This window comes from Reyranella sp. (assembly GCF_004297265.1).
In the GTDB taxonomy this organism is placed as follows: Bacteria; Pseudomonadota; Alphaproteobacteria; order Reyranellales; family Reyranellaceae; genus Reyranella.
In genome coordinates, this window is record NZ_SCUT01000018.1 from 76,694 (window position 1) to 102,187 (window position 25,494).

The 25,494-nt window shown below is 67.5% G+C and carries 15 protein-coding genes; 7 read left to right on the top strand and 8 right to left on the bottom strand.

The genetic code is table 11. The features are described from left to right. Window positions 1-50 precede the first annotated feature (50 nt). Window positions 51-1,070, bottom strand: a complete 1,020-nt coding sequence (locus EPO41_RS06315; RefSeq protein WP_296322001.1) for a S1C family serine protease — start codon at window positions 1,068-1,070, stop codon at window positions 51-53. 136 nt (window positions 1,071-1,206) lie between these two features. On the opposite strand from EPO41_RS06315, the gene EPO41_RS06320 reads away from it, so the two are divergent. From EPO41_RS06320 to EPO41_RS06340, 5 genes are all read left to right on the top strand, one after another. After that, window positions 1,207-3,441, top strand: coding sequence for a UvrD-helicase domain-containing protein (locus EPO41_RS06320; RefSeq protein ID WP_296322081.1), 2,235 nt, complete (start codon window positions 1,207-1,209; stop codon window positions 3,439-3,441). A gap of 25 nt (window positions 3,442-3,466) precedes the next feature. Then, a complete protein-coding gene (locus EPO41_RS06325) occupies window positions 3,467-4,792 on the top strand; it encodes an extracellular solute-binding protein (protein ID WP_296322004.1) in 1,326 nt (441 codons plus the stop codon). Between the two features lie 148 nt (window positions 4,793-4,940). Then, complete coding sequence (locus tag EPO41_RS06330; RefSeq protein ID WP_296322007.1) at window positions 4,941-6,617, top strand: iron ABC transporter permease; 1,677 nt, start codon at window positions 4,941-4,943, stop codon at window positions 6,615-6,617. 5 nt (window positions 6,618-6,622) lie between these two features. Beyond that, on the top strand, window positions 6,623-7,636 hold the full coding sequence (locus tag EPO41_RS06335) for an ABC transporter ATP-binding protein (RefSeq protein WP_296322009.1): 1,014 nt from the start codon (window positions 6,623-6,625) through the stop codon (window positions 7,634-7,636). Beyond that, the gene (locus tag EPO41_RS06340) at window positions 7,633-8,520 is read left to right on the top strand and encodes a 50S ribosomal protein L11 methyltransferase (protein ID WP_296322013.1); all 888 of its coding nucleotides are present in this window, start codon (window positions 7,633-7,635) and stop codon (window positions 8,518-8,520) included. The genes EPO41_RS06335 and EPO41_RS06340 overlap by 4 nt, the downstream gene beginning before the upstream one ends. Window positions 8,521-8,591: 71 nt before the next feature. Here EPO41_RS06340 and EPO41_RS06345 read toward each other — a convergent pair whose 3' ends face one another. Continuing rightward, on the bottom strand, window positions 8,592-8,999 hold the full coding sequence (locus EPO41_RS06345) for a DUF1127 domain-containing protein (protein WP_296322017.1): 408 nt from the start codon (window positions 8,997-8,999) through the stop codon (window positions 8,592-8,594). Between the two features lie 211 nt (window positions 9,000-9,210). Here EPO41_RS06345 and EPO41_RS06350 point away from each other — a divergent pair, with 211 nt between their 5' ends. Then, window positions 9,211-11,220: an aminopeptidase P family protein gene (locus EPO41_RS06350; RefSeq protein ID WP_296322020.1), complete on the top strand. Its 2,010-nt coding sequence runs from the start codon at window positions 9,211-9,213 to the stop codon at window positions 11,218-11,220. A 21-nt stretch (window positions 11,221-11,241) separates the two neighbouring features. On the opposite strand, the gene EPO41_RS06355 is transcribed toward EPO41_RS06350, so the two are convergent. Next, a complete protein-coding gene (locus tag EPO41_RS06355; RefSeq protein WP_296322022.1) occupies window positions 11,242-16,818 on the bottom strand; it encodes an autotransporter-associated beta strand repeat-containing protein in 5,577 nt (1,858 codons plus the stop codon). Window positions 16,819-16,902: 84 nt separating this feature from the next. On the opposite strand from EPO41_RS06355, the gene EPO41_RS06360 reads away from it, so the two are divergent. After that, complete coding sequence (locus EPO41_RS06360; RefSeq protein WP_296322025.1) at window positions 16,903-17,037, top strand: hypothetical protein; 135 nt, start codon at window positions 16,903-16,905, stop codon at window positions 17,035-17,037. Window positions 17,038-17,531: 494 nt separating this feature from the next. On the opposite strand, the gene ligA is transcribed toward EPO41_RS06360, so the two are convergent. The 5 genes from ligA to ftsA all read right to left on the bottom strand — a co-directional run bounded on the left by ligA (window position 17,532) and on the right by ftsA (window position 25,476). Then, a complete protein-coding gene (gene ligA, locus EPO41_RS06365) occupies window positions 17,532-19,700 on the bottom strand; it encodes an NAD-dependent DNA ligase LigA (protein ID WP_296322028.1) in 2,169 nt (722 codons plus the stop codon). Window positions 19,701-19,710: 10 nt separating this feature from the next. Beyond that, entirely contained in the window at window positions 19,711-21,384 is a 1,674-nt protein-coding gene (gene recN, locus EPO41_RS06370) for a DNA repair protein RecN (RefSeq protein WP_296322031.1), read from the bottom strand. Window positions 21,385-21,393: 9 nt separating this feature from the next. Then, entirely contained in the window at window positions 21,394-22,209 is an 816-nt protein-coding gene (locus EPO41_RS06375; RefSeq protein WP_296322034.1) for an outer membrane protein assembly factor BamD, read from the bottom strand. 109 nt (window positions 22,210-22,318) lie between these two features. Next, entirely contained in the window at window positions 22,319-24,091 is a 1,773-nt protein-coding gene (gene ftsZ / locus EPO41_RS06380) for a cell division protein FtsZ (protein ID WP_296322037.1), read from the bottom strand. Between the two features lie 149 nt (window positions 24,092-24,240). Next, entirely contained in the window at window positions 24,241-25,476 is a 1,236-nt protein-coding gene (ftsA, locus tag EPO41_RS06385) for a cell division protein FtsA (protein ID WP_296322040.1), read from the bottom strand. Window positions 25,477-25,494: the final 18 nt, after the last annotated feature.

Below are 25,494 nucleotides of genomic sequence, written 5' to 3' on the forward strand. Positions count from 1 at the left end.
CCTATGCAGCGCGCGAGCCCTGAGTCAAAGCGCAGCTATTCACAGGCGGATCAGTCGGCGCCGTACTTGTGATAGGTCGCGCGGTCGCCGGTGCGGACGGTGACGTCGAACGTATCGTTGCCGCGTTCCATCCGGAGCTTCACCACCGAGCCCGCGGGGCCGATCGCCCAGAGCTTGCGGTAGAAGTCACCGACATCGTCGAGCACTTCGTCGTTCAGAGCATGCAGTATGTCGCCACGCTGCAACCCGGCGCGGTCGGCCGGTCCTCCGTCGGAAACGCCACCGACCACGAGTTGGCCCATATGCTCGAGCGTGTAGAGGCCCAGCCATGGACGCGGCGGCGTCGACAGCCGGCCTGTGGCCACCAGTTCGTCGAAGATCGGCTTCAGCCGGTTGATCGGCACGTACATGTTGCCCGGGAATGCCGGCGAGCCGGGACCCAGCGCTTCCTGCACCAGCAGCGAGCCGACACCCAGCAGCTCGCCCTCCAGGCTGATCAGGGCCGAGCCGCCCCATAATGGATAGGCCGGCACCGTGAAGATTGCATTGTCGAGCAGGTATTCCCAGTAGCCGGCGAACTCGCGCCGGCCGGCGACCTTGACCTTGAGCGCGGCCTTCTCGCCGCCCAGGCCCGCGACATAGGCCTCGCCGCGCAAGGTGAGGGAATCGGAGTCGCCGAACCGCATCGGCTTCAGCGGCATCGGAGTCTCGGTCCGCACGAGTCCGAAGCCGCTCTCATAGTCGTAGCCGACGATCCGGGCGGCCAGTTCGTTACCGTCGATGTCGGTGATCGTCACCGTGTCCGCTTCCATGATGAGATAGCCGATGGTGAGGATCAGCCCTTCATCGTCGACCAGGATGCCGTGACCTTCACGCTCCGTGCCCAAATTCTGGGCCGAACGGCGGGTCTCCGGAATCGTCGTTCTGACGCCGACCACGGCCGGCAGCGCCGCCGAAACCAGCGGCGGCAGGTTCGAGCCACCTCCAGGCGTGCGGGCGACCACGCCCTCCTCGCCGGGCGGCGGCCAATGGCCGGCACCGTTTGCGGAACCGTTCAACCCTCGGGCCATCCGCACACCTCCGCGCGCACCAAGCGCGTCCACAGTCTCAAAGATAGGCGTCCGCCGCCCCGATTGCTATATGACGGTCATGGCGCCCCCCGCCGATCCGTTCGAAATCACCGATGAACCCGTCCCGGCCGATCCCATGCCGGCGCGGCGCGCCGTTGCGTCCATGGCCCATCTCGAGGGGCTGAACGACGAGCAGCGCCAGGCCGTGACCCATACCGGCGGGCCCTTGCTGGTGCTGGCCGGGGCCGGCACCGGCAAGACCCGCGTGCTCACCACCCGCATCGCCCATCTGCTGATCACCGGCCAGACCCGGACGTCGCAGATCCTGGCGGTCACCTTCACCAACAAGGCGGCGCGCGAAATGCTCGACCGCGTGGCGAGCCTGATCGGCGGCGCCGCCGACGGGATGTGGCTCGGCACCTTCCACGCGATCGGCGTGCGCGTGCTGCGCCGCCATGCCGAGCTGATCGGGCTGAAGAGCAACTTCACGATCCTCGACACCGACGACCAGACGCGGCTGATCAAGCAGCTGCTGCAGGCCGAGGGGATCGATGACAAGAAATGGCCGGCGCGCATCCTGTCCGGGATCATCCAGCGCTGGAAGGATCGCGCCCTGACGCCGGACAAGGTGTCCGGCGACGAAGCCGGCGAATTCGCGGGTGGCCGTGCCGCCGACATCTACCGCCAGTACCAGGAGCGCCTCGCCGAGGTGAATGCCGTCGATTTCGGCGACCTGGTGATGCATTGCGTCACCCTGTGGCAGAAGCATCCCGACATCCTCGCGGTCTATCATCGCCGCTTCCGCCATATCCTGGTCGACGAATACCAGGACACCAACGTCGCGCAGTATCTCTGGCTGCGACTGCTGGCGCAGGGCACGCAGGATGTCTGCTGCGTCGGCGACGACGACCAGTCGATCTACGGCTGGCGCGGCGCCGAGGTGGGCAACATCCTGCGCTTCGAGAAGGATTTCCCTGGCGCCACCATCGTCCGGCTGGAGCGCAACTACCGCTCGACACCGCACATACTGGCCGCCGCCTCGCACCTCATCGCCCACAATGAGGGCCGGCTCGGCAAGACGCTGTGGACCGACGCCAAGGAAGGCGAGCGCATCTCGCTGCGCGGCGTCTGGGACGGCGACGAGGAAGCGCGCACCATCGGCGAGGAGATCGAGGCGCTGCAGCGCGACAAGCACAGGCTCTCGCAGATCGCGATCCTCGTGCGCGCCGGCTTCCAGACCCGCGAATTCGAGGAGCGGTTCATCACCATGGGCCTGCCCTACCGGGTGATCGGCGGCCCGCGCTTCTACGAGCGCCAGGAAATCCGCGACGCGCTGGCCTATTGCCGCGTCACCGTCCAGCACGACGACGACCTCGCCTTCGAACGCATCTACAATACGCCGCGCCGGGGCCTGGGCGAATCGGCGCTGCGCACGCTGCGACTGATCCAGCGGGCGCAGAAGATCTCGCTGTTCGAGGCGACACGGCGGGCGCTCGAGACCGACGAGCTGAAGGCACGGCCGCGCAAGGCGCTGGGCGACCTGATCCGCAACTTCGAACGCTGGCGGGCGATGCTCGACGGCATGAGCCACGTCGAGGTGGTCGAGACCATCCTCGACGAGTCCGGCTACACCGACATGCTGCGAATCGACCGGTCGCCCGAAGCCGAGGGCCGGCTGGAGAACCTGAAGGAGCTCATCAACGCGCTGCAGGAATTCGATTCGCTGCCGGCGTTCATGGAGCACGTGGCTCTGCTCACCGACATGGCCGAGCGCGGTGACACCGACATGGTGAGCGTGATGACCCTTCACGCCGCCAAGGGCCTCGAGTTCGACACGGTCTTCCTGCCGGGCTGGGAGGAAGGCCTGTTCCCCAACCAGCGCGCGCTCGACGACAAGGGGCTGGCGGGTCTCGAGGAGGAGCGGCGGCTGGCCTATGTCGGGCTGACACGCGCGCGCAAACGGGCCTACGTTTCCTTCGCCGCCAACCGCCGGGTCTTCAACCAGTGGCAGGCCGCGATCCCGTCGCGCTTCCTGCGCGAGCTGCCGCAGGGCCAGCTTGCCGAAAGCAGCGATGCCGGCCTCTACGCGACCTATTCCGCCGGCCACCATGGCGGCCTGCGCGACCAGGCCAGTGGCTTCGAATATGAGAGCCTGGGCGTCACCGGCCGGCGCGGCCGCTATCGCGACGAGACCGCCGACGATCGCCGCGCGACCGAAGGCGACCGGGTCGATCTCAGCATCGGCCAGCGTGTCTTCCACCAGAAATTCGGCTACGGCCGCATCGTTGCCGTCGATGGCAACAAGCTCGACATCGATTTCGAGAAAGCCGGCCCCAAGAAGGTGCTCGACAGTTTCATCGAAGCCGCCTGATCAAGAACCGCAGGAGAGAAACGCCATGTTCCGCCGCTCCGCCCTTGCCCTCGGCTCCGCTTTGGGTCTCGTGCTCGCTTCCGGCGCCGGCTTTGCGCAGACCGGCAAGGTGACGGTCGTCACCTCGTTCTCCAAGGACGTCACCGACCCGATCAAGAAGGCCTTCGAGAAGGCCGTGCCGGGCGCGATGCTGGAAGTGCAGAATCGCAATACCAATGCCGGCGTGAAGTTCGTCGAGGAGACCAAGGGCAACAACCAGGTCGACCTCTTCTGGGCCTCCGCGCCAGACGCCTTCGAGGTGCTGAAGGGCAAGAAGCTGCTCAGCCCCTACAAGCCCAAGGCCACCGGCATTGCCGAGAAGGTCGGCTCATATCCGGTGAACGACAAGGACGGCTTCTATTCCGGCTTCGCGGCCTCGGGCTACGGCATCATGTGGAACGAGCGCTACGTGAAGGCCAACAAGCTGCCGACACCGAAGGAGTGGCAGGACCTCGCGCAGGCGCCCTATTTCGACCATGTGTCGATCTCGGCGCCGTCGCGCTCCGGCACGACACACCTCACGATCGAGACGATCCTGCAGGGCGAAGGCTGGGACAAGGGCTGGCGCACGACCAAGGACATCGCCGGCAACCTGCGCACCGTGACCGATCGCTCGTTCGGCGTGCCGGAGGCCGTGAACTCCGGCCAGGTCGGCTACGGCATCGTGATCGACTTCTTCGCCTTCTCCTCGCAGGGCGCGGGCTTCCCGGTGAAGTTCGTCTATCCGTCGGTGACGACCCTGGTGCCCGCCAATGTCGGCGTCGTCGCCAACGCGCCCAACAAGGCCGGCGCCGAGGCCTTCATCGAGTTCCTGCTGTCGCCCACGGGCCAGGAAGTGCTGCTCGAACCGACGATCCGCCGTCTCCCGGTGCGTCCCGAGACCTATGCCAAGGCGCCGGCCGACTATCCCAACCCCTTCAAGGACAAGAACCTCCAGGGGCTGCTCACCTTCAACGCCGAACTGTCGGAGAAGCGCACGGCGGCCGTCGACACGCTGTTCGACCAGCTCATCACCTTCCAGCTCGAGCCGCTGAAGGCCGTGACGAAGGTGCTGCATGAAGTAGATGCGGCGCTGAAGAAGAAGGACAATGCCCAGGCCCGCGCGCTCGCCAAGGAAGCCCGCGACCTGATCGCCGCCATGCCGATCACCGAGGCCCAGGCCGCCTCGCCCGAGATCAAGGCCGCCTTCACCGGCGGAAAGGAAAAGTCGGCGCGCCAGGCAGAGCTCGAACAGCAATGGGCCGCCTTCGCCAAGGAGAAGTACGCCGCCGCCAAAGCCAAGGCCGACGAGGCGCTGAAGCTGGCGCGCTAGTGCGGGACTCGTATCACCTGCCTCCCCAGTCATCTGGGGAGGTGCCCGCGTCTCACGCGGGCGGAGGGGTCATCGCGTTGGGGGTCACGATTCATGACCCCTCCGCCCCTGACTACAGGGGCACCTCCCCATTTGAATGGGGAGGCGTATGAGCCGCTCCCCCGGTCAGGTCGCATTGGCGCTCGCCATCGCGCTGTTCCTCGGCGTCTTCCTGATCGTGCCGGTGGCGACCGTCGTCTATGTCGCCTTCACCGAGAAGGGTGGCGGCGGGCTCACTCTCGTCAACTTCCTCGACTTCGGCCGCACCGACCTGTTCGTGCGGTCGTTCTGGAACTCGGTCTACGTGTCGGGAATGACGGTCGTGTGGGCCTCGGCGCTGGCGCTGCCGCTCGCCTATCTCACGACACGCTTCGAGTTCCGCGGCGCCATGCTGGTGCAGACCCTGGGCTTCCTGCCGCTGATCATGCCGCCCTTCGTCGGCGCCGTGGCGATGCAGCTGCTGTTCGGCCGCAACGGCTCGGTGAACCTGCTGCTCGATGAATGGTTCGACTTCAAGATCGGCTTCATGGAAGGGCTGAACGGCGTCATCTTCCTGCAGGCCATCCACTACTTCCCGTTCATCCTGGTCAACCTGTCGGCGGCGCTGCGCAACATCGACCGCAGCATGGAGGAGGCGGCGCAGAACCTGGGCTCGCACGGGCTGCGCCTGTTCCGCCGCATCGCGCTGCCGCTGGCGCTGCCGGGCTACATCGCAGGCTCCAGCCTGGTGTTCGTGAAGGTGTTCGACGACGTGGCGACTCCACTGCTGCTCAACGTCAAGGAGATGCTGGCGCCGCAGGCCTATCTGCGCATCACCTCGATCGGCATCGACGATCCGATGGGCTACGTCATCTCGGTCGTGCTGATCCTCGTCGCGGTGGCGACCATGTGGGCAACCGCGCTGGTCATGAAGGGCAAGGACTATGCCACGACCCAGCGCGGCGGCGGCGGACTCGCCCGGCGGCAGCTGAAGCCGCGCGAGCAGGTGCTGGCCTATGCCGTCGTGATCCTGATCCTGACGCTGGTGCTGGCGCCGCATGTCGGGCTGGTGCTGCTGTCCTTCGCCACGGTCTGGTCGTTCAGCCCGCTGCCCGACGGTTACACGCTGGCGCATTACATGCGCGTGCTGGGTGACAGCTCGGTCTACATCAAGAACACGCTGCTCTATTCCGGCCTCGCGGCGGCCATCGACGTCGTGATCGGCGGCACCATCGCCTATCTCGTCCTGCGCACGCGCCTGCCCGGGCGGCAATGGCTCGACTGGGCCGCCAGCACCGCGCTCGCGGTTCCCGGCGTGGTGCTGGGTATTGGTTACCTGCGCGCCTTCTACGGCGTCAGCCTGCCCGACGGAACGCCGCTCGCGACGCTGTGGATCGTGATCGTGCTGGCCATCGCCATCCGCCGCCTGCCCTATGCGCTGCGCGCCGCCTATGCGGCCCTGCAGCAGATCTCGGTGTCGCTGGAGGAAGCCGCGGAGAATCTCGGCGCCACCAAGGCGCGCACGGTACGCCGGGTCGTAGTCCCGCTGATGACCGGCGGGCTGCTGGCGGGCTTCGTCACCAGCTTCGCCACGGCCGCGGTCGAACTGTCGGCCGTGCTGATCCTGGTCCAGTCGAATTCCGACGCGCCGCTGGCCTACGGTCTCTACGTGCTGATGCAGACCCCGGCCGGACGCGGCGCCGGCGCGGCGCTGGGCGTGATCGCCGTGCTCATCGTGGCGATCTGCATGGGACTGTCGCAGCTCGCGGTCGATCGCTCGCAACGCGCCCGGGGGCTCGATATATGACGGACATGACCATGTCGAAGCCGGCCCGGGCTGTGGGCATCGAGATCAGCGGGGTCAACCTGTCCTACGGTACGACCCACGTGCTGAAGGACGTCGCCCTCTCGATCCGGCCCGGCGAGTTCTTCGCCTTCCTCGGCCCCTCGGGCTGCGGCAAGACCACCTTGCTGCGGCTGATCGCGGGCTTCGCCCAGGCGCAGACCGGCAAGGTGTTGCTCGACGGACAGGACGTGGCGCCGCTGCCGCCGTGGAAGCGCGACGTCGGCATGGTGTTCCAGAGTTATGCGCTGTGGCCGCACATGACGGTGGCGAAGAACGTCGCCTTCGGGCTGGAGGAGCGCCGCCTGCCGCGCGCCGAGATCGACCGCCGGGTTTCGCAGGCCCTCGAACTGGTCGGCCTCTCGGCCTTTGCGGAACGGCGGCCGGCGCAGCTGTCGGGCGGCCAGCAGCAGCGCGTGGCCGTGGCGCGCACCATCGCCGTCGAGCCCAAGGTGCTGCTGCTCGACGAACCGCTCTCCAACCTCGACGCCAAGATGCGCGTCACCGTACGCCGCGAGCTGCGCTCTCTTCAGCAGCGGCTCGGCCTCACGACGATCTTCGTGACCCACGACCAGGAAGAGGCCAACACGATCTGCGACCGCATCGCCGTGATGGACGCCGGCCGGATCCAGCAGGTCGGCACGCCGATGGAGCTCTACGAGAACCCGGCGAACCTGTTTGTCGCCAACTTCCTGGGCTCGGCCAACATCCTCGACGAGCGGGCCGGCGTGCCCATCCCTGCGGGCAAGCGCCTGGTCTTCCGGCCGCAACACGCCACCCTCTCGGTAGCCGCCGGTGCGTCACTGCATGGGCCGGTCACCCATCGCGAATTCCTGGGTGCGACCGTCCGCTATGCCGTGCGCATCGGCGACAGCGAGGTGCTGATCGAGACGCCGTTCCAGTCCGGCAGAGAATTACGCATGGTGGGCGACATGGTGGGCGTGGACTTGCCGCCCCAACGCATGCTCTTCCTTCCGGCATGAGCAAAGTACGCAAGGCGGGCTTCGTCGCGCCGGCGGCGCAGCGCGCCGATTGGGAAATCCTCCTGGAAGAACGGCTGGGCGAGGAAGGCTTCATCGTCGCAAGCTGCGAGATCTCGCGTGACGGTCCCTGGCGCATCGACATTTTCGGCGAGGGCGACGAGGCGCTGGTCGAGACTGCCATCGATGCCGCGGCCCGCGCCCTCGGTCTCGACCGGCCGGACTGGCGCTGGGAAGCGCTGCCCGACATCGACTGGGTGGCCGAGAACCAGCGCTCCTTCCGGCCCTTCGCCGTGGGGCCCTTCTGGGTGCACCCGTCGCACGTGCCCGAAGGAAAGCCGGTCGGCCTGCTGCCTCTGCGCATCGACGCTGGCCTCGCCTTCGGCACCGGCACCCACGCTACCACCCGCGGCTGCCTCGAGATGCTGGCGACCCTCGATCCGGCCGAGACGGTCAACGCCGTCGACGTGGGCTGCGGCAGCGGCATCCTCGCCATCGCGATGGCGAAGCTTTGGAATCGGCCGGTGATCGGCGGCGACAACGATGCCGAAGCCGTCGAGGTCGCGCAGGAGAACGCGGCACTGAACGGCGTGCCCGAACTCTGCTCCTTCTTCGTCTCCGCGGGCCTGGAGGCCGAAGAACTGTCCGGCCGCGCGCCCTACGACCTGATCGTGGCGAACATCCTGGCCGGGCCATTGCTCGAACTCGCGGAGGGCTTCGGCGCGTCGGTGCGCCCCGGCGGGCGCGTGCTGCTGAGCGGCCTGCTGGTCGAGCAGGCTTCCAGCATCCTCGCTGCCTACGAGCGATGCGGCTTCACCTTCGAGCGTCGCATCGATCTCGAAACGGGCGGCGCCTGGTGGCGCAGCCTGGTCTTGCGACGCAGCTGAGTCCCAAAACGAAAGGGCCGGCTTTCGCCGACCCTTGTACGCTTACGCTACGCTACTCTACTCGAAGATGGCTACGCCGCGCGGCGCAGATTCTGGTTCGCCGCGGCAACCCGCTCGCCAGCCCGCTCGAACTGCGGGGTGACGCCCTCGGCGGCCTCACGGACGGCGAAGTTGATGTCGGCCCGGCAGAGGCCGAGGTCCGACAGTTCACGGTCACTCATGCGGTGGAGCTGGGCCTCGGCGGCCCGCAGCTTGAGGTCGGCCTTGATCCCGCCGACGGCGCGATCGTACAGACGGCCGGCCCACAGGATCACGTCACCCATCGCGTTCGCCAGCCATTCCGCGCGCGCGTAGCGGGCGCGCAGTTCGAGCAGGCGGCGATCGTCCAGGGTGAAGCCGATCTTGGTATTCGCGTTTCCCCCCGCCGGCGCAGTTTCGCTGGTCAGATCCTCAAAGGTCCGAATCGGCTGGGTCATCATGTGTCTCTCCTTCTATTGTGCGGCGCGATAGTCGATGCTGCACTGCACCCAGCAAATATAGAGCCTTGAGGAACAACAATAAGTGCGGACTCTGAAGGTTCGATATGCACACCGCGCATAGCATGTGATATTCAAGCATTTCGCACCTGCGAGCGAAATATTATTGCTCAGTTTGATCCGGTCCATTGCCGCGCGTAGGGTCCCCTTCATCATGACGACCGCTCCCGACGACGTAATCACCCTCCTCCGCCGCCATGGCCGCGGTGCCGACCCCGCTGCCCTCGAGGAACTGATGCGGGGGGTCGCCGCCGCCCCCGAAAGTCTGTCAGGGCCCGAGTGGGTTGAACTGGTCGATCCGGCGGCTGATGCCGAATTGACCAGGGCGCTGTCTGCCTGGCGGGCAGAGCTCGCGGCTGCCGACGACGGGCTGCAGGCGAGCCCGGCCCCGCCCGCACGCCTCGCCGACCTGCGCGCCGAACTCAAGCGCCGCGGGCTCGATGGTTTCGTCGTCCCCCGCGCGGACGAGCACCAAGGCGAATATGTGCCGCGCCGCGCTCAGCGCCTGGGATGGCTGACGGGATTCAGCGGCTCGGCCGGGCTTGCGATCGTGCTGGCGGATCGCGCAGCCATCTTCGTCGATGGCCGGTATACGCTGGCGGTGCGTGACCAGGTCGACGTCGAGGCCTTCGTGCCGCACCAGATCCCCGAGCAGTCGGCCGAACAGTGGATCGCCGACAACCTGCCCAAGGGGGGAAAGCTCGGTTTCGATCCCTGGCTGCAGACGGTCGACGGATACGACCGCTTCGCCCGCGCCTGCCAGCGCGCCGGCGGCAGCTTCGCAGCCGTCGAATCCAATCCTGTCGATACGGTGTGGCGCGGCCGGCCGCCGGCGCCGCTCGCGCCGGTGCTGCCGCATCCCGTGGAATTCGCCGGCGAAACCAGCGAGAGCAAGCGCGCCCGCATCGCCTCGACGCTCGCGGCCAGGAACGCCGATGTCGCGCTGATCACCGCGCCCGATTCGATCGCCTGGCTGCTGAACGTGCGCGGCGGCGATGTTCCGCGCACGCCCTTCGCGCTGGGTTTCGCGCTGATCCACGCCGACGGCCATGTCGACCTCTACATGGACCGCCGCAAGATCCCCGACCGCACCGTCTCCTGGCTCGGCAATGCCGTGACCCTGGCGCCGCCCGAGGAACTTGGCAGCGCGCTCGACACGCTGGGCAAGATCGGCAAGCGCGTCCTGCTCGAAACCTCGACCGCACCCTACTGGGCCGCGACACGACTGCAAGCCGCGGGCGCGATCCTGGTTCGTGACGCCGATCCCATCGCGCTCCCCAAGGCCTGCAAGAACGCCGTCGAACTCGAAGGCATCCGCGTCGCCCATCGCCGCGACGGCGCCGCGGTCAGCCGCTTCCTGGAGTGGCTCGACCAGAAGTCCGGTGCCGGGAACCTGCGCGAGATCGAAGTATCGGACCGGCTGCAGGCGCTGCGCCAGGAGACGGGCAGACTGCGCGACCTCAGCTTCGACACGATCTCCGGCGCCGGTGCCAACGGCGCCATCGTGCACTACCGGGCCTCCGAGACGACGGAGCGCACGCTCGAGCCCGGCAGCCTCTATCTGGTGGACTCGGGCGGCCAGTATCGCGACGGCACGACCGACATCACGCGCACGGTCGCCGTCGGCACGCCGTCGCCCGAGATGCGCGACCGCTTCACGCGCGTCCTGAAGGGCCACATCGCGCTGGCCAGCGCCCGCTTCCCGGTGGGCACGACCGGCTCGCAGCTCGACGTGCTGGCGCGCTACGCGCTGTGGCAAGTCGGCCTCGACTACGATCACGGGACGGGACACGGCGTCGGTGCCTATCTCTCGGTGCACGAGGGCCCGCACCGCATCTCCAAGATGCCGAACTCCATCGCCCTGCAGCCCGGCATGATCGTCAGCAACGAGCCCGGCTACTACAAGACCGGCGCCTACGGCATCCGCATCGAGAACCTCGTGGCGGTCAAGGAGGTCGAGATCGAGGGCGCCGACCGCCGCTACCTCGAATTCGAGACCCTGACCCTGGCGCCGATAGACCTCGCGTGCATCGAGACCGGCCTGCTGACGGAAGCCGAGCGGCAATGGCTCAACGACTATCACCGCCGGGTGCGAGAGACCGTCGGCCCGACCGTCGACGAAGCGACCCGCGCCTGGCTTGCCAAGGCGACACGTCCGATCTGAGCCTGGCCAGCAGTTCAGCTCTCACCACTTCATCCTGAGGCCCAGGGTGAGGGCGTTGTTGTTGGTACCGCCGCCGACCTCGCCGTCGTAGCGTAGGCTGACCTCGGTCGCGTCGGCGACCTGGAAGGTGGCGCCGAGACCGAGCACCGCGGAATCCCGTTGCGGGGTGGCGCCGAAGACGGTGAAGGGCGTGCCGGGCGAGCCCGAGAACGACGCCGTCATCGGGCGGCTGGTGTCGGCGAATTCGTGTTGCCAGCCGAGGCGCAGGCCGATCGTTGTCCTGGAGAAGGTCGCCGCCAGGTCCATCCCGATGGTGCTGCGCAGCGAATTCACCGTCTGCTGCTGGACGGACAGGTTGAGCGAGTCGGCTCCGCTTTCCGTGAAGCCGTTCTGCGTCGTCGTCGAGCCTTGCAGGCGAACGAACGGCGTGACCGAAGCGGGCTGCGACAGCGGTACGTCGAAACGCCATCCGGTCTCGAGTTGGCCCAGGAACTGGTTCGCCGCCGTCGTGCCCTGTGCCGTGCGCGCGGACAGTCCCGGGATGGCGATCATCCGTGTCATGCGGTTGCTCGCATAGCCATAGCCCACGAGGCCGTCGACGTAGAGATTGCCCGGCGTGTACGACGCGTAGACGCTGCCGCTGACCCCATCGGTGTTGGCCTGGCCCGTGAAGCCGTTCACCCACTGGGTTCCGCCGATGTAGCCCACCCCGATGCCCACCAGCAGGTCGGGCCGCACCCGATAATCCATGCCGACCGCGGCGCCGCCGAAATTGTAGGTCATGGTTCCGGCGTTCGCGTTGCCCAGCACCGAGCCCAGGCCACCCACACCGCTCAGCCAGGCGCCGAAGCGTGACGACTCCTGCGGAACATCGCAGGTGGCATTGCAGGCATCCTCGACGGGGGAGGCCATCGACACGTAGGTCCCTCCCTTGCCCTGCCCACCGTGAAGCGCGTTCAACTGCGCCCCCACGGCCGACATGAAGGCTCCGGCGGTCTGTGTGTTGAAGGTGCCGAGGTTGGCATAGGACTGCCCGCTGATCGCGTTCAACGCCGCCGGTCCCTGCTGCGTGTCGAGTTGCACGATGGCGTCCAGCACGGTGGCGAAATCGCCGCCGACATTGTTGTTGGCCCTGTCGAGCGCGGCGGCGACGGCACCGTGGTTGGCGGTCTGCGCGCCCTTGGAGAAGGCATTGCTGCTCTGGAGGAGCGACAGGTAGACGTTGTCGGCGTCGTAGCGGAGAGACGGCGTCAGGAAGGCCAGGTTGGAGGTGACGCCGGCGAAGGTTCCCGTCACGCCCGCCGATGCGTTGAGGATCGTGTAGACCGGGCCGCGCGTATAGTTGCCGTTACCCGCCATCACCGCGACGGTGCCGCCATTCAGCACGGCGTTGCCATTGACGTTGAGCCGACCGGTCTTCGAGGGAGTCACCTCGACCTGGTAGGTGCTGCCGGCATTGTTCGTGTAGGTGCCGGTGACATCCATCCGGCCGCTGGTGCGGAGCGCAATCGTGCCGCTGTTCGTGACGTTGCCGTTCACCGAGCCGATGCCGCCGAAGGTCGCGCCGGCATTGACCGTCACACCGCTGGCGAGGCTGGCATTGTCCAATATCAGCGCGCCCGCCGTGACCCCGGTCCCGCCGGCGTAGGTGTTCGCGCCTGTCAGGGCGAGCGTGCCGGCGCCCGCCATGGTCAGGCCGCCCGCGCCGCCGACGGGACCGGTCAGGGTCAGCGTCGTGCCTGCATCGGGGCTGATCGTCCCGCCCCCGCCGCCCAGCATGATCGAGCGGGCGCTCGTGAGCTTGGCAGTCGTCTGCAATGCTCCGCCGTCGAGCGACAGCATGCCGCCGGTATTGCCCAGATTTCCGTCCGACGAGATCGACAGGGTACCGGCATTGACCGTCGTACCGCCGCTATAGGTGTTCTGGCCGGATAGCGTCAGGGTGCCGCTGCCCTGCTTGAGCAAGCCGCCGCTACCCTGGATGACGCCGCCGAAGTTCGACAGGCTGGCCGTGCCGAGCGCGAGAGTATTGGCGCCGAGGTTGACCGTCGTACCCGCCAAGCCGATCAGACTCTGGATCGTCTGGTTGCCGCTGCTGCCGGAGATGTCGAAGGAGCCGGAGGTCAGAAACGCCACACCAGCTGACTGTGCGATGCTGCCATTGCCGACCAGGGCCAACCGGCTATCGCTCCCGATGCTCGTCCAGCCGCCATAGGTGTTGACCCCGCCGAGAGCGACCGTGCCGGCGCCCTGGATTCCCAGGCCCCAGCCGACCGCCCCCCCGATCGCGCCGTTCCAGGTCAGTGTCCCCCCCGCGTCACTCATGAGGATACCCCCGCTCCAACCGAGCGTGACCGAACGAGCACTGGAGAAAGTCCCCGTCGCCTGCAGCGTGCCACCGTTCAATGTCACGCCGCCGCTCGCGCTGCCGAGATTGGCGTCCGACGTGATCCACAACGTACCGGCGTTGACCGTTGTGCCGCCGCTGTAGGTGTTGGCTCCTCTCAACGCCAGAACGCCTGGACCGGCCATCGTCAGACCACCGGCACCGCCAACCGATCCGAACACGCCAAGCACGCCGTTTGGACTGAACGTGCCCCCGCCGGTCCCCAAGGTTACCGAATGCCCGATGTTCATATCCGTGGTCGTCTGCAGTGTACCGCCATCGAGCGTCAGACCGCCGCTCGTGAGTCCCAGGCTGGTTTGCGACGAGATCGACAGTATGCCGGCGGTGACCGTCGTGCCGCCGCCGTAGGTGTTGCCGCCCGCCAGCGTCAGCGTGCCGGGCCCTGCCATCGTCAGCCCGCCCGTGCCGCCGATCGTGCCGCCGTACGTCGAGGCGCCGGCCGTGCCCACGACGAGCCCGTTGGCGCCCAGATAGACCGTCGTGCCCGTGATGCCGGCCAGGTCCTGGATCGTCTGGTTGCCGCTGCTGCCGGAGATGTCGAGGACCGCGCCAGACCCTGCGAGGTTCACGCCCGTCGACTGGCCGATGTTGCTCCCACCCGTCAGCGCCAGCGTGCCCGAGGTGACGGTGGTCGCACCGGCATAGTTGTTGGTGCCCGCGAGCGCCACGGTACCGGCCCCGGCGATCGTCAGCCCTTGAGCGCCGCCAATCGTGCCGTTCACGGTCAACGTCATCCCGGAAGCCGCGCCGAGTGCTCCGCCTCCACTACCCAATGTGATGGTCCGGCTGGTCGACATATTCGCCGATGCCTGCAGCATGCCGCCGTCGAGCGTCAGGCCGCTGCTCGCATTGCCGAGAGTGCTGTCCGATGAAATCGACAGCGTGCCGGCCTCGATCCTGGTGCCGCCGCTGTAGGTACTTGCGCCGGTCAATGCCAGCGTGCCGGTGCCCTTCTTGGTCAGACCGCCGCTGCCCTCGATCGTGCCGGCGAAGGTCGTCGAGTTCGTGCCGTCTATCGTGAGCGTTCTGCTCCCCAGCTTGACCAGTGTCCCGGCGATGCCGGACAGGCCCTGGATCGTCCGTTCCCCGTTGGCGGCGGCGATGTCGAAGACGGCACCCGATCCCGTGAGACCCACGCCGCTCGATTGCGCGATCTTGCCGAAATCAGCGAGCGCCAGCGTGCCGGAAGAGATGGTGGTCGCGCCGGTGTAGACATTCTCGCCCTTGAGCTCCAGCTTGCCGGCGCCCGTCGCCGTCAACCCGCCGCCGCCCTCGATCGCACGCGTGAGGGTGAGTGTCGTGCCGGCGGCGGGGGCGAAACTGCCGCCACCGCTGTCCAGCTCGATCAAGCGATTGGTGGACACGTCCGCAGTCGAGGCCAGCGTGCCGCCGTTCATCGTCAGGCCGCTACGGGCATGGCCGAGGTTGCGGTCGTCCGAGATCGACAGCGTACCGGCGTTGAACACCGTACCGCCGGTGAAGTTGTTTTCCCCCGTCAGCATCAACGTCCCGAGGCCCGCCATCGTCAGACTGCCTGCGCCCGCGATATTGCTGGTCAGCGAGAGCGTCGTGCCCGCGTCCGGACTGAAGGTTCCTCCGCCGCTGCCCAGGGTGATCGAACGCCCCGTCGACAGATCGGCAGTTGTCTGGAAATTGCCACCGTTCAACGTCAGGCCACCCGTGCCCAGATACTGGTTGGACGAAGTCGACACAGTTCCGGAATTGATCGTCGTACCGCCGCTGAAATTGCTGACCCAGCTGCCACCTGCGAGGACCAGCGTGCCGGCCCCCGCCATCGTCAGCCCACCGGCACCGCCTATGCTGCCATTCAGGTTCAACGTGGTGCCCGCGTCAGGGGTGAAGGTCCCGCCGGCCTGGTTCAGGACAACCGGCAGACCATACCCCATGCTCGCGGTCGTCCGCAGAGTGCCGCCGTTCATCGTCAGACTGCCGTAGTCCGGGCTCCCGAGATTGCCGCCCGATGAGACCGTCAAGGTACCGGCATCGATGACCGTGCCGCCCTGATAGCTGTTGTTGCCCCTGAGCGTCAGCGTGCCGGGGCCAATCATCATCAGCCCGCCGTTACCGCCGATCGTGCCGTTCAGGACGAGGTTCGTCCCGGCGGCAGGGCTGAACGCGCCGCTCCGCACGCCGAGCGTGATCGACCGGTCGCTCGACAGGCTGGCCGTCGTCTGCAGCGTACCGCCATCCACCGTCAACGAGCCCGACGAAGCGCCGAGATTGGCATCCGACGAGATCGACACAGTGCCTTCAGTGATGTTCGTGCCGCCGGTGTAGGCGTTGGCACCCGCCAGCGCCAGCGTGCCGGTACCGGCCATCGTGACACTGCCCGCGCTTGCGCCCAGGTCATTGATCGTGCCGCTCAGGGTCAGCGTCGTGCCCGTCGCGGGGGCGAACGTCCCACCGCTCCCGCTCAGCCAGAACGAACTGCCGCTCGACAGACTCGCCGTCGACTGCAGCGTTCCGCCGTTGAGCGTCACGCCGCCCGTCGCGCTTCCCAGGTTGGCGGCCGCGGAGATCGAGAGCGTGCCGGCATTTACCGTCGTACCGCCCTCGTAGGTGTTGTTTCCCGCGAGAGTCGTCGTATTGGTGCTGGATACGATGACGGAACCCTTGCCCGTGATCGCATTCGCCACTGTCAGCGCGCTCAGCGGGTTGAACGTGACACTGCCGCTTTCGACCGCAATGTTTCCTGACAAGCTCCATGCGCCAGCCAGGACGAGCGTGTTCGCACCGCCGGTGAACGTGATGGCGTTGGCCTGTGCCGTGCCGTTGCCGTTCATCCCACCGGTGATGGAGCCGGTGTTGATGATGGTGAGGTCGGAGCCGACGATACCCGCACCGCCGATGCCCGGTGTCGGATTGCCGACTGTCACCGCACCTGTGCCGATCGCACCGCCGTTGCCTCCAGTGATCGAGGCCACGTTATTGATCGTAACACCACTGCCGAGGATACCGGCCCCGCCATTGCCGCCCGAGCCAGGGGAGCCCGAGGGGATCGGAATGCTGCCGCCGTTTCCGCCCTTGCCGCCGGCGATGGTTCCGCCATTGTTTATGGCGGCCCCGGAAACGACGGCTGCAAGGCCGTGACCGCCATCGCCACCGTTGCCGGCCAGACTGCCGTAGGCAGAATTGCCATCCGCGCCTGCACCGCCATTGCCTCCCGCCACGGTTCCACTGTTCGTGTAGGAGACTGCACCTTCAACGACGGTTCCATAGCCACCTTGTCCGCCGCCGCCCCCGCCATTCATGACTTGGCCACCGCCACCGGCACCGCCGCCGCCGCCGCCGCCCCCGACGACGACGCTGGTATTGGTTGTCGCTGTGGCTACGACCGAACCATGCGCACCGCCACCGCCACCGCCGCCGCCATCTCCACTATAGGTTGAGCCTGACCCGCCATCGGCACCGGGTGCCCCGGGGGTTGCTCCTCCGGCGCCGCCATACATACCGGCGGCGCCACCATAGTTGCTGCCCATGCCACCACTGCCGCCCGTGACGCCGGCGCCACCGCCACCGCCGCCCGCCGAAGAGGTTGTCGGCGTCCCGCCGGCCGCGCCTGCTGAGGCGACACTGCCCGAACCTCCAGCGCCCCCACCTCCGATTGTTGTGGAACTGGCACCCGCGCCACCGCTACCGGTGCTGACTTGCGCCCATGCTGATGACAACGGGTAAGCGCCCGTGAGGGCCGTCGTCGCGAGAAGTGCCGCGGCAAAGCGGCCTAACCATGCGGGAGCCGAACGAGAACCAAGCATTCTCGTTGGTGCCTGAGATTGGATGGACAACGCGTACCCCCGAAGCAGAGCAACTCCCCGCCGGCAGGTTACCGCAACGCCAGTGAAAAAAGTAAGAGGGATTCGAGCCCACGCTTCGAACGAGCCGATCAGGCCGAAAGTTCGACCCACTCTTCTTCGGTCATGGTCTGGATGCCCAGCTCGGCCGCCTTGCGGGCCTTCGAGCCGGCGTTCTCGCCGACCACCACGAGGCTGGTTTTCTTGGAGACGGAATCGGTGACCTTGGCGCCCAGCTCCTCGGCGCGCGCCTTGGCGGCCTCGCGGGTCATCGTCGACAGCTCGCCGGTGAAGACCACGATCTTGTCCTTGAGCTTGGCGTCGGCGGCGATGATCCTGCGCTCGACCGGCTGGACCGTGAGCTGCTTCAGCAGGTCCCGGATGATCTCAACATTGTGCCCCTCGGTGAAAAAGGCGCACATCGCGTCGGCCGTCGTCACGCCGATCTGCTCGACGTTGCAGAGGCGGCCGTAGCTCGGCCCGACCGTCTCGACGGCCTTCTCCTTCTTCGCCGCATCGGGATGCGCCTTGCGCTCCTTCGCCGCCGCCAGCATCTCCGATAGCCAGGTATCGGCGTCGGCATATTCCTGGGCCAGGATCTTGGCCGTGGCCTCGCCGATCAGCGGGATGCCGATCGCGTTGATGAATCGGTCGAGCGAGATCGTGCGGCGCGCCTCGATGGCGGCAATCAGGTTGCGCACCGAGAGATCGCCCCAGCCCTCGCGTTTCTTGATGTCGGCCTCATGCTCGGGCAGGCGGAAGATGTCGCCAGGCACCTTGAGCAGCCCGTCGTTGAAGAAGTTCTCGATGTGCGTGCCGCCCAGCCCCTCGATGTCGAAGCAGTTGCGCGACACGAAGTAACGCAGGCGCTCGACCTGCTGGAACGGGCATTCGAGTCCACCGGAGCAGCGCCGCACCACGCCGCCCTCCTCGGCCTTCACTTCGGTTTCAAGCGGACAGGGACAGCGCGTGGGGAAGTGGTATTTGCGCGCGTTCTTCGGTCGCTCGTCGGCGATGAAGCCCAGCACCTGCGGGATCACGTCGCCGGCCCGCTGGATCGTCACCATGTCGCCGACCCGCACGTCGAGCCGCTCGATCTCGTCGGCATTGTGCAACGTGGCGCGCGACACCATCACGCCGCCGACATTCACCGGCTCCAGTTCGGCCACCGGAGTCAGCGCGCCGGTGCGGCCGACCTGGATGTTGATACCGTTGAGACGCGTCCGCGCCTGCTCGGCGGGAAACTTGTGCGCCGTCGCCCAGCGCGGCGCGCGGCTCACGAAGCCCAGCCGCTCTTGCCAGTCGATGCGGTCGACCTTGTAGACGACGCCGTCGATGTCATAGGGCAGCGACGGGCGCTCGACCCCGATCTTCTCGTAGAAGGCGCGCACCTCGTCCGGTGTGCGGCACAGCTTCGTCAGGGGATTGGTCTTGAACCCCCACGCCTTGAGCAGTTCCAGGTATTCGCTGTGCGTCTTCCAGCTGCGCGGCTCGGCCTCGCCCCAGGCATAGGCGAAGAAGCGCAGGGGGCGCTTCGCCGTGATGCTCGCATCGAGCTGGCGCAGCGAGCCCGCGGCGGCGTTGCGCGGATTGGCGAAGGTTTTCTCGCCCGCCTCTTCCTGGCGCTCGTTCATCTCCTGGAACGCCTTGCGCTCCATGTAGACTTCGCCCCGCACGTCGATGGACTTCGGGAACCCGTCCTTGCCGTGCGCCTTCAGCGTCTGCGGAATGTCCTTCACCGTGCGCAGGTTGGCGGTGACGTCCTCGCCCGTGGTGCCGTCGCCGCGCGTCGCCCCCTGAACGAACTCGCCGTCCTCGTAGCGCAGGCTGATCGAGAGGCCGTCGATCTTGGCTTCGCAGCTGAACGCGATCTCGTCGTCCGGGCCGATGTTGGTTTCCCGTTCCAGACCGCGACGCACACGGTCGAGGAAATCCTGCAGCTCTTCGTCGGTGAAGCAGTTGTCGAGCGACAGCATCGGCCGCGCATGCTTCACCTTGGCGAAAGCCGTCGTCGGTGTCGGCGCCACCCTCTGCGTCGGGCTGAACATGTCGACGATCTGCGGGAAGCGCGCCTCGATCGCCTTCAGGCGCTGGCGCAGCCTGTCGTATTCCGCATCCGAGATCTCCGGCGCGTCCTTCTCGTGATAGAGCCTGTCGTGATGGAGTATCTGCTCCGCCAGGCGCTTGTGCTCGGAACGCGCCTGCCGCTCGGTCAGCTTGTCGACCGCGAGCGCCGCCACGACCTTCGCCGCACGGGACATCGTCGTCCTCCTAACCTGCCGTCGCCAGCAGCCGGTCGGCTGCGGCACGCGCCTCGACCGTTACTTCCGCTCCCGACAGCATGCGCGCGATCTCCTCGCGGCGGCCCTTGGCATCCAGCGCCACCACATCGGTGCTGGCGGCCGTCCGGGTCGTGGTCTTGCGGATCAGCCAGTGACGGTCAGCCACCGCGGCGACCTGCGGTGAATGGGTGACGACCAGCACCTGGACATCCTTCGCCAGCCGCCTCAGCCGCTCGCCGACGGCGGCCGCCGTCGCACCGCCGATGCCGGAATCGACCTCGTCGAACACGATGGTCGGCGCGTCGCCCGCCTTGGCGAGGCAGACCTTGAGCGCCAGCAGGAAACGCGAGAGCTCGCCGCCGGAGGCGATCTTCGCAATGGGCGACGGCGGCGCGCCGGGATTGGTCGAGACGGTGAACTGCACGCGATCGGTGCCGGCGGCCGACCACTCGGCTTCCGGCACGGCGGCGACCTCGGTGACGAACCGCGCCCGTTCGAGCTTGAGCGGCGCCAGTTCGGCCGCCACTGCCTTGTCGAGCTTGGCCGCGCCCTTGCGCCGCGCGGCGGCCTGCGCTTCCGCCACCGTCACGTAGGCCGCACGCGCCGCCTTCGCCGCGGCGGCGAGTTTCTTCAGCCCGGCTTCGCCGTCGTCGAGGGCCGCGAGTTGCGCCGAGAACTTTTCAGCGAGTTCCGCGAGCCCGGCCACGGCGACATTGTGCTTGCGGGCGAGGGCCCTGAGCGCAAACAGCCGCTCCTCGATCTTCTCGAGTCGCGCCGGATCGAACTCCAGCGTATCGCGCGCCATCTCGAGCTGGGCCTGCGCCTCCATCGTCTCGCTGAGCGCCCGATCGAGCGCCGCCAGCGGCGCATCAAGGCGGCCCGCGGCCTTGTCGGCATTGCGTTCGACCAGGCGATGCGCCGTCCGGAGGCTCGCGACGGCGCCGCGTCCCTGCTCCAGCTCGGCCAGTGCCTGAGTGACCGCTTCGCCCAGCGCGCTGCCGGCCCGCATGAGCGCTCGCTCGCCCGCCAGGATTTCCTCGTCGTCGGCCTTGGGCGCCAGGGCATTGAGTTCCTTCACTGCATGGCGCAGGAATTCCTCGTCGCGCCGCGCCGCCTCCGCCGTCGCCTGCGCGTCGGCGTGGGCCTGCTCGGCGCCGCGCCAGGTCGCCCATGCCGACGCAACGGCAACCGCCTGCTTCTCGAGACCGGCGAACGAGTCGAGCGAGGCGCGGTGTGTCGCCATGTCGAGCAGTCCGTGCTGCTCCATCTGTCCCTGTATCTCGACCAGGGTGTCGCCCAGCCGGCGCAGCAGCGCCACCGAGGCCGGCTGGTCGTTGACGAAGGCACGTCCGCGGCCGTCGGCACCGATCATGCGGCGCAGGGTCAGCACGTCTTCCTCGTCCAATCCCTGCTCGGCGAGGACCGAGCGTGCCGGGTGTTCACGCGGCAGATCGAAGGAGGCGGCGATCGAGGCCTGGGCGGCGCCGCGCCGCACCACGCCCGATTCGGCGCGCGCGCCGAGCGCCAGGCCCAGCGCGTCGATCAGGATCGACTTGCCGGCGCCGGTCTCACCGGTCAGCGCGCCGAGGCCTCCGCCATGGGCGAAATCGAGGTCGAGCTTCTCGATCAGCACGAAGTCGCGGATCGAAAGCGTGGCGAGCATGCCGGGCGGTCAGAAGAGGCGGGAGAACCAGCCGCGCTTCTCGTCGGGCGGCCGTGTGCCCTCGCCGGTCATCAGGAAGTAGCTGTCCTGGTACCACTCGCTGCCGGGGAAATTGTAGCCGAGCACGGCTGCCGCTTCCTGGGCCTCGCTCTTCACGCCGAGTGCGAGGTAGGTCTCGACCAGACGATGCAGTGCCTCGGGCACGTGCGTCGTCGTCTGATAGCGTTCGATCACCACGCGGTAGCGGTTGATGGCGCCGACATACTGCTGGTTGGTCTGGTAGTAGCGGCCGACCGCCATCTCCTTGCCGGCCAGATGGTCGATGCAGAGTTCCACCTTGAGGCGCGAATCGCGGGCATAGGGCGATTCGGGGAAGCGCTTCACGACCTCGGCCAGCGCATCGAGCGCCTGCTGGGTCGTGCGCTGGTCGCGGCCGACGTCGGAGATCTGCTCGTAGTAGCAGAGCGCCTTCAGATAATAGGCATAGGGCAGGTCGCGATGGCCGGGATGGAGCTGGATGAACCGGTCCAGCGCGATGATGGCCTCGTCATACTTGTTGGACTGGTAATAGGCGAAGGCCGCCATGATCTGGGCCTTGGTCGCCCAGACGGAATAGGGATGCTGGCGATCGACTTCCTCGAAGTTCTTGGCCGCCGTCTTGTATTCCTGCTGGCCCAGCGCATCGAGGCCGCGATTGTACAACTGCTCGACGGGCTGCTCGACATACTTGTCGTCGTCCGAGCCACACGCGGAGAGCCCGAACGCCGCCGACAGCGCGAGCGCCACCGCGATGCGACGGCCCTTACCCACAACCAACTTCGACATTTCCCATCCGCAATGAACTACGTGCCGCCGCCTTATATCACGCGCGAGCAAAAAAAAGAGGGGCCGCACGGCCCCTCGGAAGATGCGTGAAGAGCAGAAAATCCCTGCGTCAGTTGGCTTGCCGCCGCAGGAAAGCCGGAATTTGCAGGTCGTCGTCATCGCGCGCGGGCTTCGCACGCTCCGTGACGTCGAGGCTGATCGAGGTCTGGACCGGCGCGGGACGCGACACGGGCGCCTTCGGAGCCACCGCGACGACATTTTCGGAAGCCGGCGCGGGTGCCGGACGCGCGACCGGCGGCTCGGCCGCCGTCGCCGCAGGCTTCGGCGCCGAGAAGGCGCCGGTGATCCGCTGGAACAGGTTCGGCGCGCGATTGTCGGTCGCCGGACGCGCCATCGTCGGGCGCGCGACGGGTTCGGCCCGCACGGGCGCCTTGGCCGTCGAGGGACGGCTGACGCGCCAGTCGTTCTCGTCGACCAGGGGGCGTTGCGGCGCGGGCGCCGGAGCGGGCGCCGGTGTCGCGGGAGCGACCGCGACGGGAGCCGGCATCGGCGCAGGCGCCGGAGCGACCGGCGCGGCCTCCACCGGAGGCGCCATCATGACGGGGGCTTCGATCGGTGCTTCGTAGACGGGAGCCGGCGTCGGCATCGAGGCCATGATCGGCGCAGCCGTCGCGGCGGCGGCAATCGGCGCTGGCGCAGCGGCCGGCGGGGCCGGTGGCGCAACGGCGACCGGCGGAGCCGGCGGCGCGGCAGGAGCGGCCGGCATCACCGGAGCGGGCGCCGCAACGGCAGCGGCCGGCATGGCGACACGTCCCATCGGCGGCGCGGCCGGACGGCTGAGCGCCGGCTGGCCGGTCTGCATCGGCCGGTTCATGTCGAGCGACAGGTAGTTCGGCGCGGGCTGCTGGGCGGCCATGGCGGCGATGCCGGTGGCGACCACCGACACGCGCATGCGACCGTCCATCGTGGCGTCGAAGGTCGAGCCGAAAATGATGTTGGCGTCGCCGTCCACTTCCTCGCGGATGCGGTTGGCCGCCTCGTCGACTTCGTGCAGCGTCATATCGAGGCCGCCGGTGATGTTGATGAGCACGCCCTTGGCGCCCTTCATCGAATGATCTTCCAGCAGCGGGTTGGAGATCGCCGATTCGGCCGCGACGCGGCTGCGATCCGGACCTTCGGCTTCGCCCGTGCCCATCATCGCCTTGCCCATCTCGCCCATCACGGTGCGGATGTCGGCGAAGTCGAGGTTGATGAGGCCCGGCATGACCATGAGGTCGGTGACGCCACGCACGCCCATGTGCAGCACGTCGTCGGCCATCTTGAAGGCGTCCGCGAACGTCGTCTTCTCGTTGGCGATCTTGAACAGGTTCTGGTTGGGGATGACGATCAGCGTGTCGACCACCTTCTCCAGTTCGGTGATGCCCTGCTCGGCCGACTGCATGCGGCGGCGGCCTTCGAAGTGGAACGGCTTGGTCACGACGCCGATGGTGAGGATCCCCTGCTCGCGCGCCGCGGCGGCGATGACGGGCGCCGCACCGGTGCCGGTGCCGCCGCCCATGCCCGCGGTGACAAACACCATGTTGGCGCCATCGAGGAGCTGCAGGATCTCGGGCAGCGCTTCCTCGGCGGCCTGCCGGCCGACCTCGGGCCGTGCGCCGGCGCCAAGTCCCTGGGTGATGGTGATGCCGAGCTGCACGCGCCGGTCGGCGAGCGACTGGCTGAGCGCCTGCGAGTCGGTATTCGCAACGATGAACTCCACGCCTTCAAGCGCGGCGCTGATCATGTTGTTGACGGCGTTTCCGCCCGCGCCACCGACACCGACGACGGTAATGCGCGGCTTAATCTCGGACTCCGTCTGAGGGAGACTGAGGTTGATTGTCATTCGGTTTTCTCCACGCAAACGAGGGGTAATCTGCCCGGAGCGACAGCGTGAGCCTCCTGTTACGCTAGAGACCCTTCACCGACACCGGTTTCTTCTTGTCTTTTTGTCTATAGCCTGTGGGAACTGCCTTATCCCGCACAACATATTGCCTAAAAGTTATCCCTAATCCAACTGCCAATCCGGCCGATCCGACTGGCCGGAGCTTCGTTCGGGGCCGGCTGGTTCTGCACGACCGCATGATTGTGGAGCGCGAAGGTGAGGAGTCCGGCGGCGGCGGAAAATGCCGGCCCACCGGTTGAATCCGCAAGACCCGCGAGCCTGAGCGGCGCGCCGGTCCGGACCTTCTTGTTGAGAATCGCAGCGGCGACCTCGGGCACGCCATCGAGCTGACAACCGCCGCCGACCAGAACGGCGCGTCCGCCCGCCAACTTATCCACACCGCTCGCTTCGAGCCGGCTGCGCACGAGTTCGAACGTCTCTTCGACCCGCGGCCGAATGATGCCGACCAGGATCGAACGCGGAATGTGATTCGGTCGCGTGCGATCTTCCTCGCCGATCAGCGGCACATCGATGATGTCGTACTCGTCGTTAGGCTTGGCGACGGCGCGGCCGATCTGCGTCTTCATCCGCTCCGCATGGGCGACCGGCGTCGACAGGCCACGCGCGATGTCGCGCGTGACATGCTCGCCGCCCACCGGGATCGAATCGACGTGGACGAGATGGCCTTCATAGAAGACCGCAATCGACGTCGTGCCGGCGCCCATGTCGATCAGGGTGACGCCGAGGTCGCGCTCGTCCGAGACCAGCGAGCTGAGGCCGGCGGCATGGGCGGCGACCACGCGGTCGGCAATCTCGAGGTGGGCCCGGCGCACGCAGACCTGCAGGTTGCGCATCGCGCCGCTCGCGGCGGTCACCAAATGGACATCGACGCCCAGCCGCTCGCCGAACATGCCGCGGGCGTCGCGCACCGGCGTCCCGTCCACCGTATAGCCGATGGCGGCAGAATGGATGATGTCGCGATCAGCCGTTTCGGCCGGAAGCTGGATGTGCTGCTGGACGCGGCGTACGTCGCGCTCGCCGATCTCGTGATGCCCGATCGCCACTTCGAGGCTCTGGTTGTGCGAGGCGGCCGAGCCGCCGCTCACGCCGACGATCACGTCACGGACCTGCTCGCCGCACATCTCCTCCGCGGTCGACACCGCCGAGGAGATCGCGCGGGTCGCGGCCTCCATGTCGACGATGTTGCCGGAACGCATGCCAAGCGCGGGCTGGTGCCCGATGCCGACGACGCGGAGGCCCTGGCCATCGACGCGCGCCACGAAGCACACGACCTTGTTCGTTCCGATGTCGAGCGCCGCAACGACGCCATTTCTCGTCTTCGCCACGATGTCCCCCGTCTTACG

What these genes read in the sequence shown, in the direction of transcription:
- EPO41_RS06315 (WP_296322001.1), bottom strand. Translation starts at nt 1,070, where the DNA reads ATGGCCCGAGGGTTGAACGGTTCCGCAAACGGTGCCGGCCATTGGCCG.
- EPO41_RS06320 (WP_296322081.1), top strand. Translation starts at nt 1,207, where the DNA reads ATGCCGGCGCGGCGCGCCGTTGCGTCCATGGCCCATCTCGAGGGGCTG.
- EPO41_RS06325 (WP_296322004.1), top strand. Translation starts at nt 3,467, where the DNA reads ATGTTCCGCCGCTCCGCCCTTGCCCTCGGCTCCGCTTTGGGTCTCGTG.
- EPO41_RS06330 (WP_296322007.1), top strand. Translation starts at nt 4,941, where the DNA reads ATGAGCCGCTCCCCCGGTCAGGTCGCATTGGCGCTCGCCATCGCGCTG.
- EPO41_RS06335 (WP_296322009.1), top strand. Translation starts at nt 6,623, where the DNA reads ATGACCATGTCGAAGCCGGCCCGGGCTGTGGGCATCGAGATCAGCGGG.
- EPO41_RS06340 (WP_296322013.1), top strand. Translation starts at nt 7,633, where the DNA reads ATGAGCAAAGTACGCAAGGCGGGCTTCGTCGCGCCGGCGGCGCAGCGC.
- EPO41_RS06345 (WP_296322017.1), bottom strand. Translation starts at nt 8,999, where the DNA reads ATGATGACCCAGCCGATTCGGACCTTTGAGGATCTGACCAGCGAAACT.
- EPO41_RS06350 (WP_296322020.1), top strand. Translation starts at nt 9,211, where the DNA reads ATGACGACCGCTCCCGACGACGTAATCACCCTCCTCCGCCGCCATGGC.
- ligA (WP_296322028.1), bottom strand. Translation starts at nt 19,700, where the DNA reads ATGTCCCGTGCGGCGAAGGTCGTGGCGGCGCTCGCGGTCGACAAGCTG.
- recN (WP_296322031.1), bottom strand. Translation starts at nt 21,384, where the DNA reads ATGCTCGCCACGCTTTCGATCCGCGACTTCGTGCTGATCGAGAAGCTC.
- EPO41_RS06375 (WP_296322034.1), bottom strand. Translation starts at nt 22,209, where the DNA reads ATGTCGAAGTTGGTTGTGGGTAAGGGCCGTCGCATCGCGGTGGCGCTC.
- ftsZ (WP_296322037.1), bottom strand. Translation starts at nt 24,091, where the DNA reads ATGACAATCAACCTCAGTCTCCCTCAGACGGAGTCCGAGATTAAGCCG.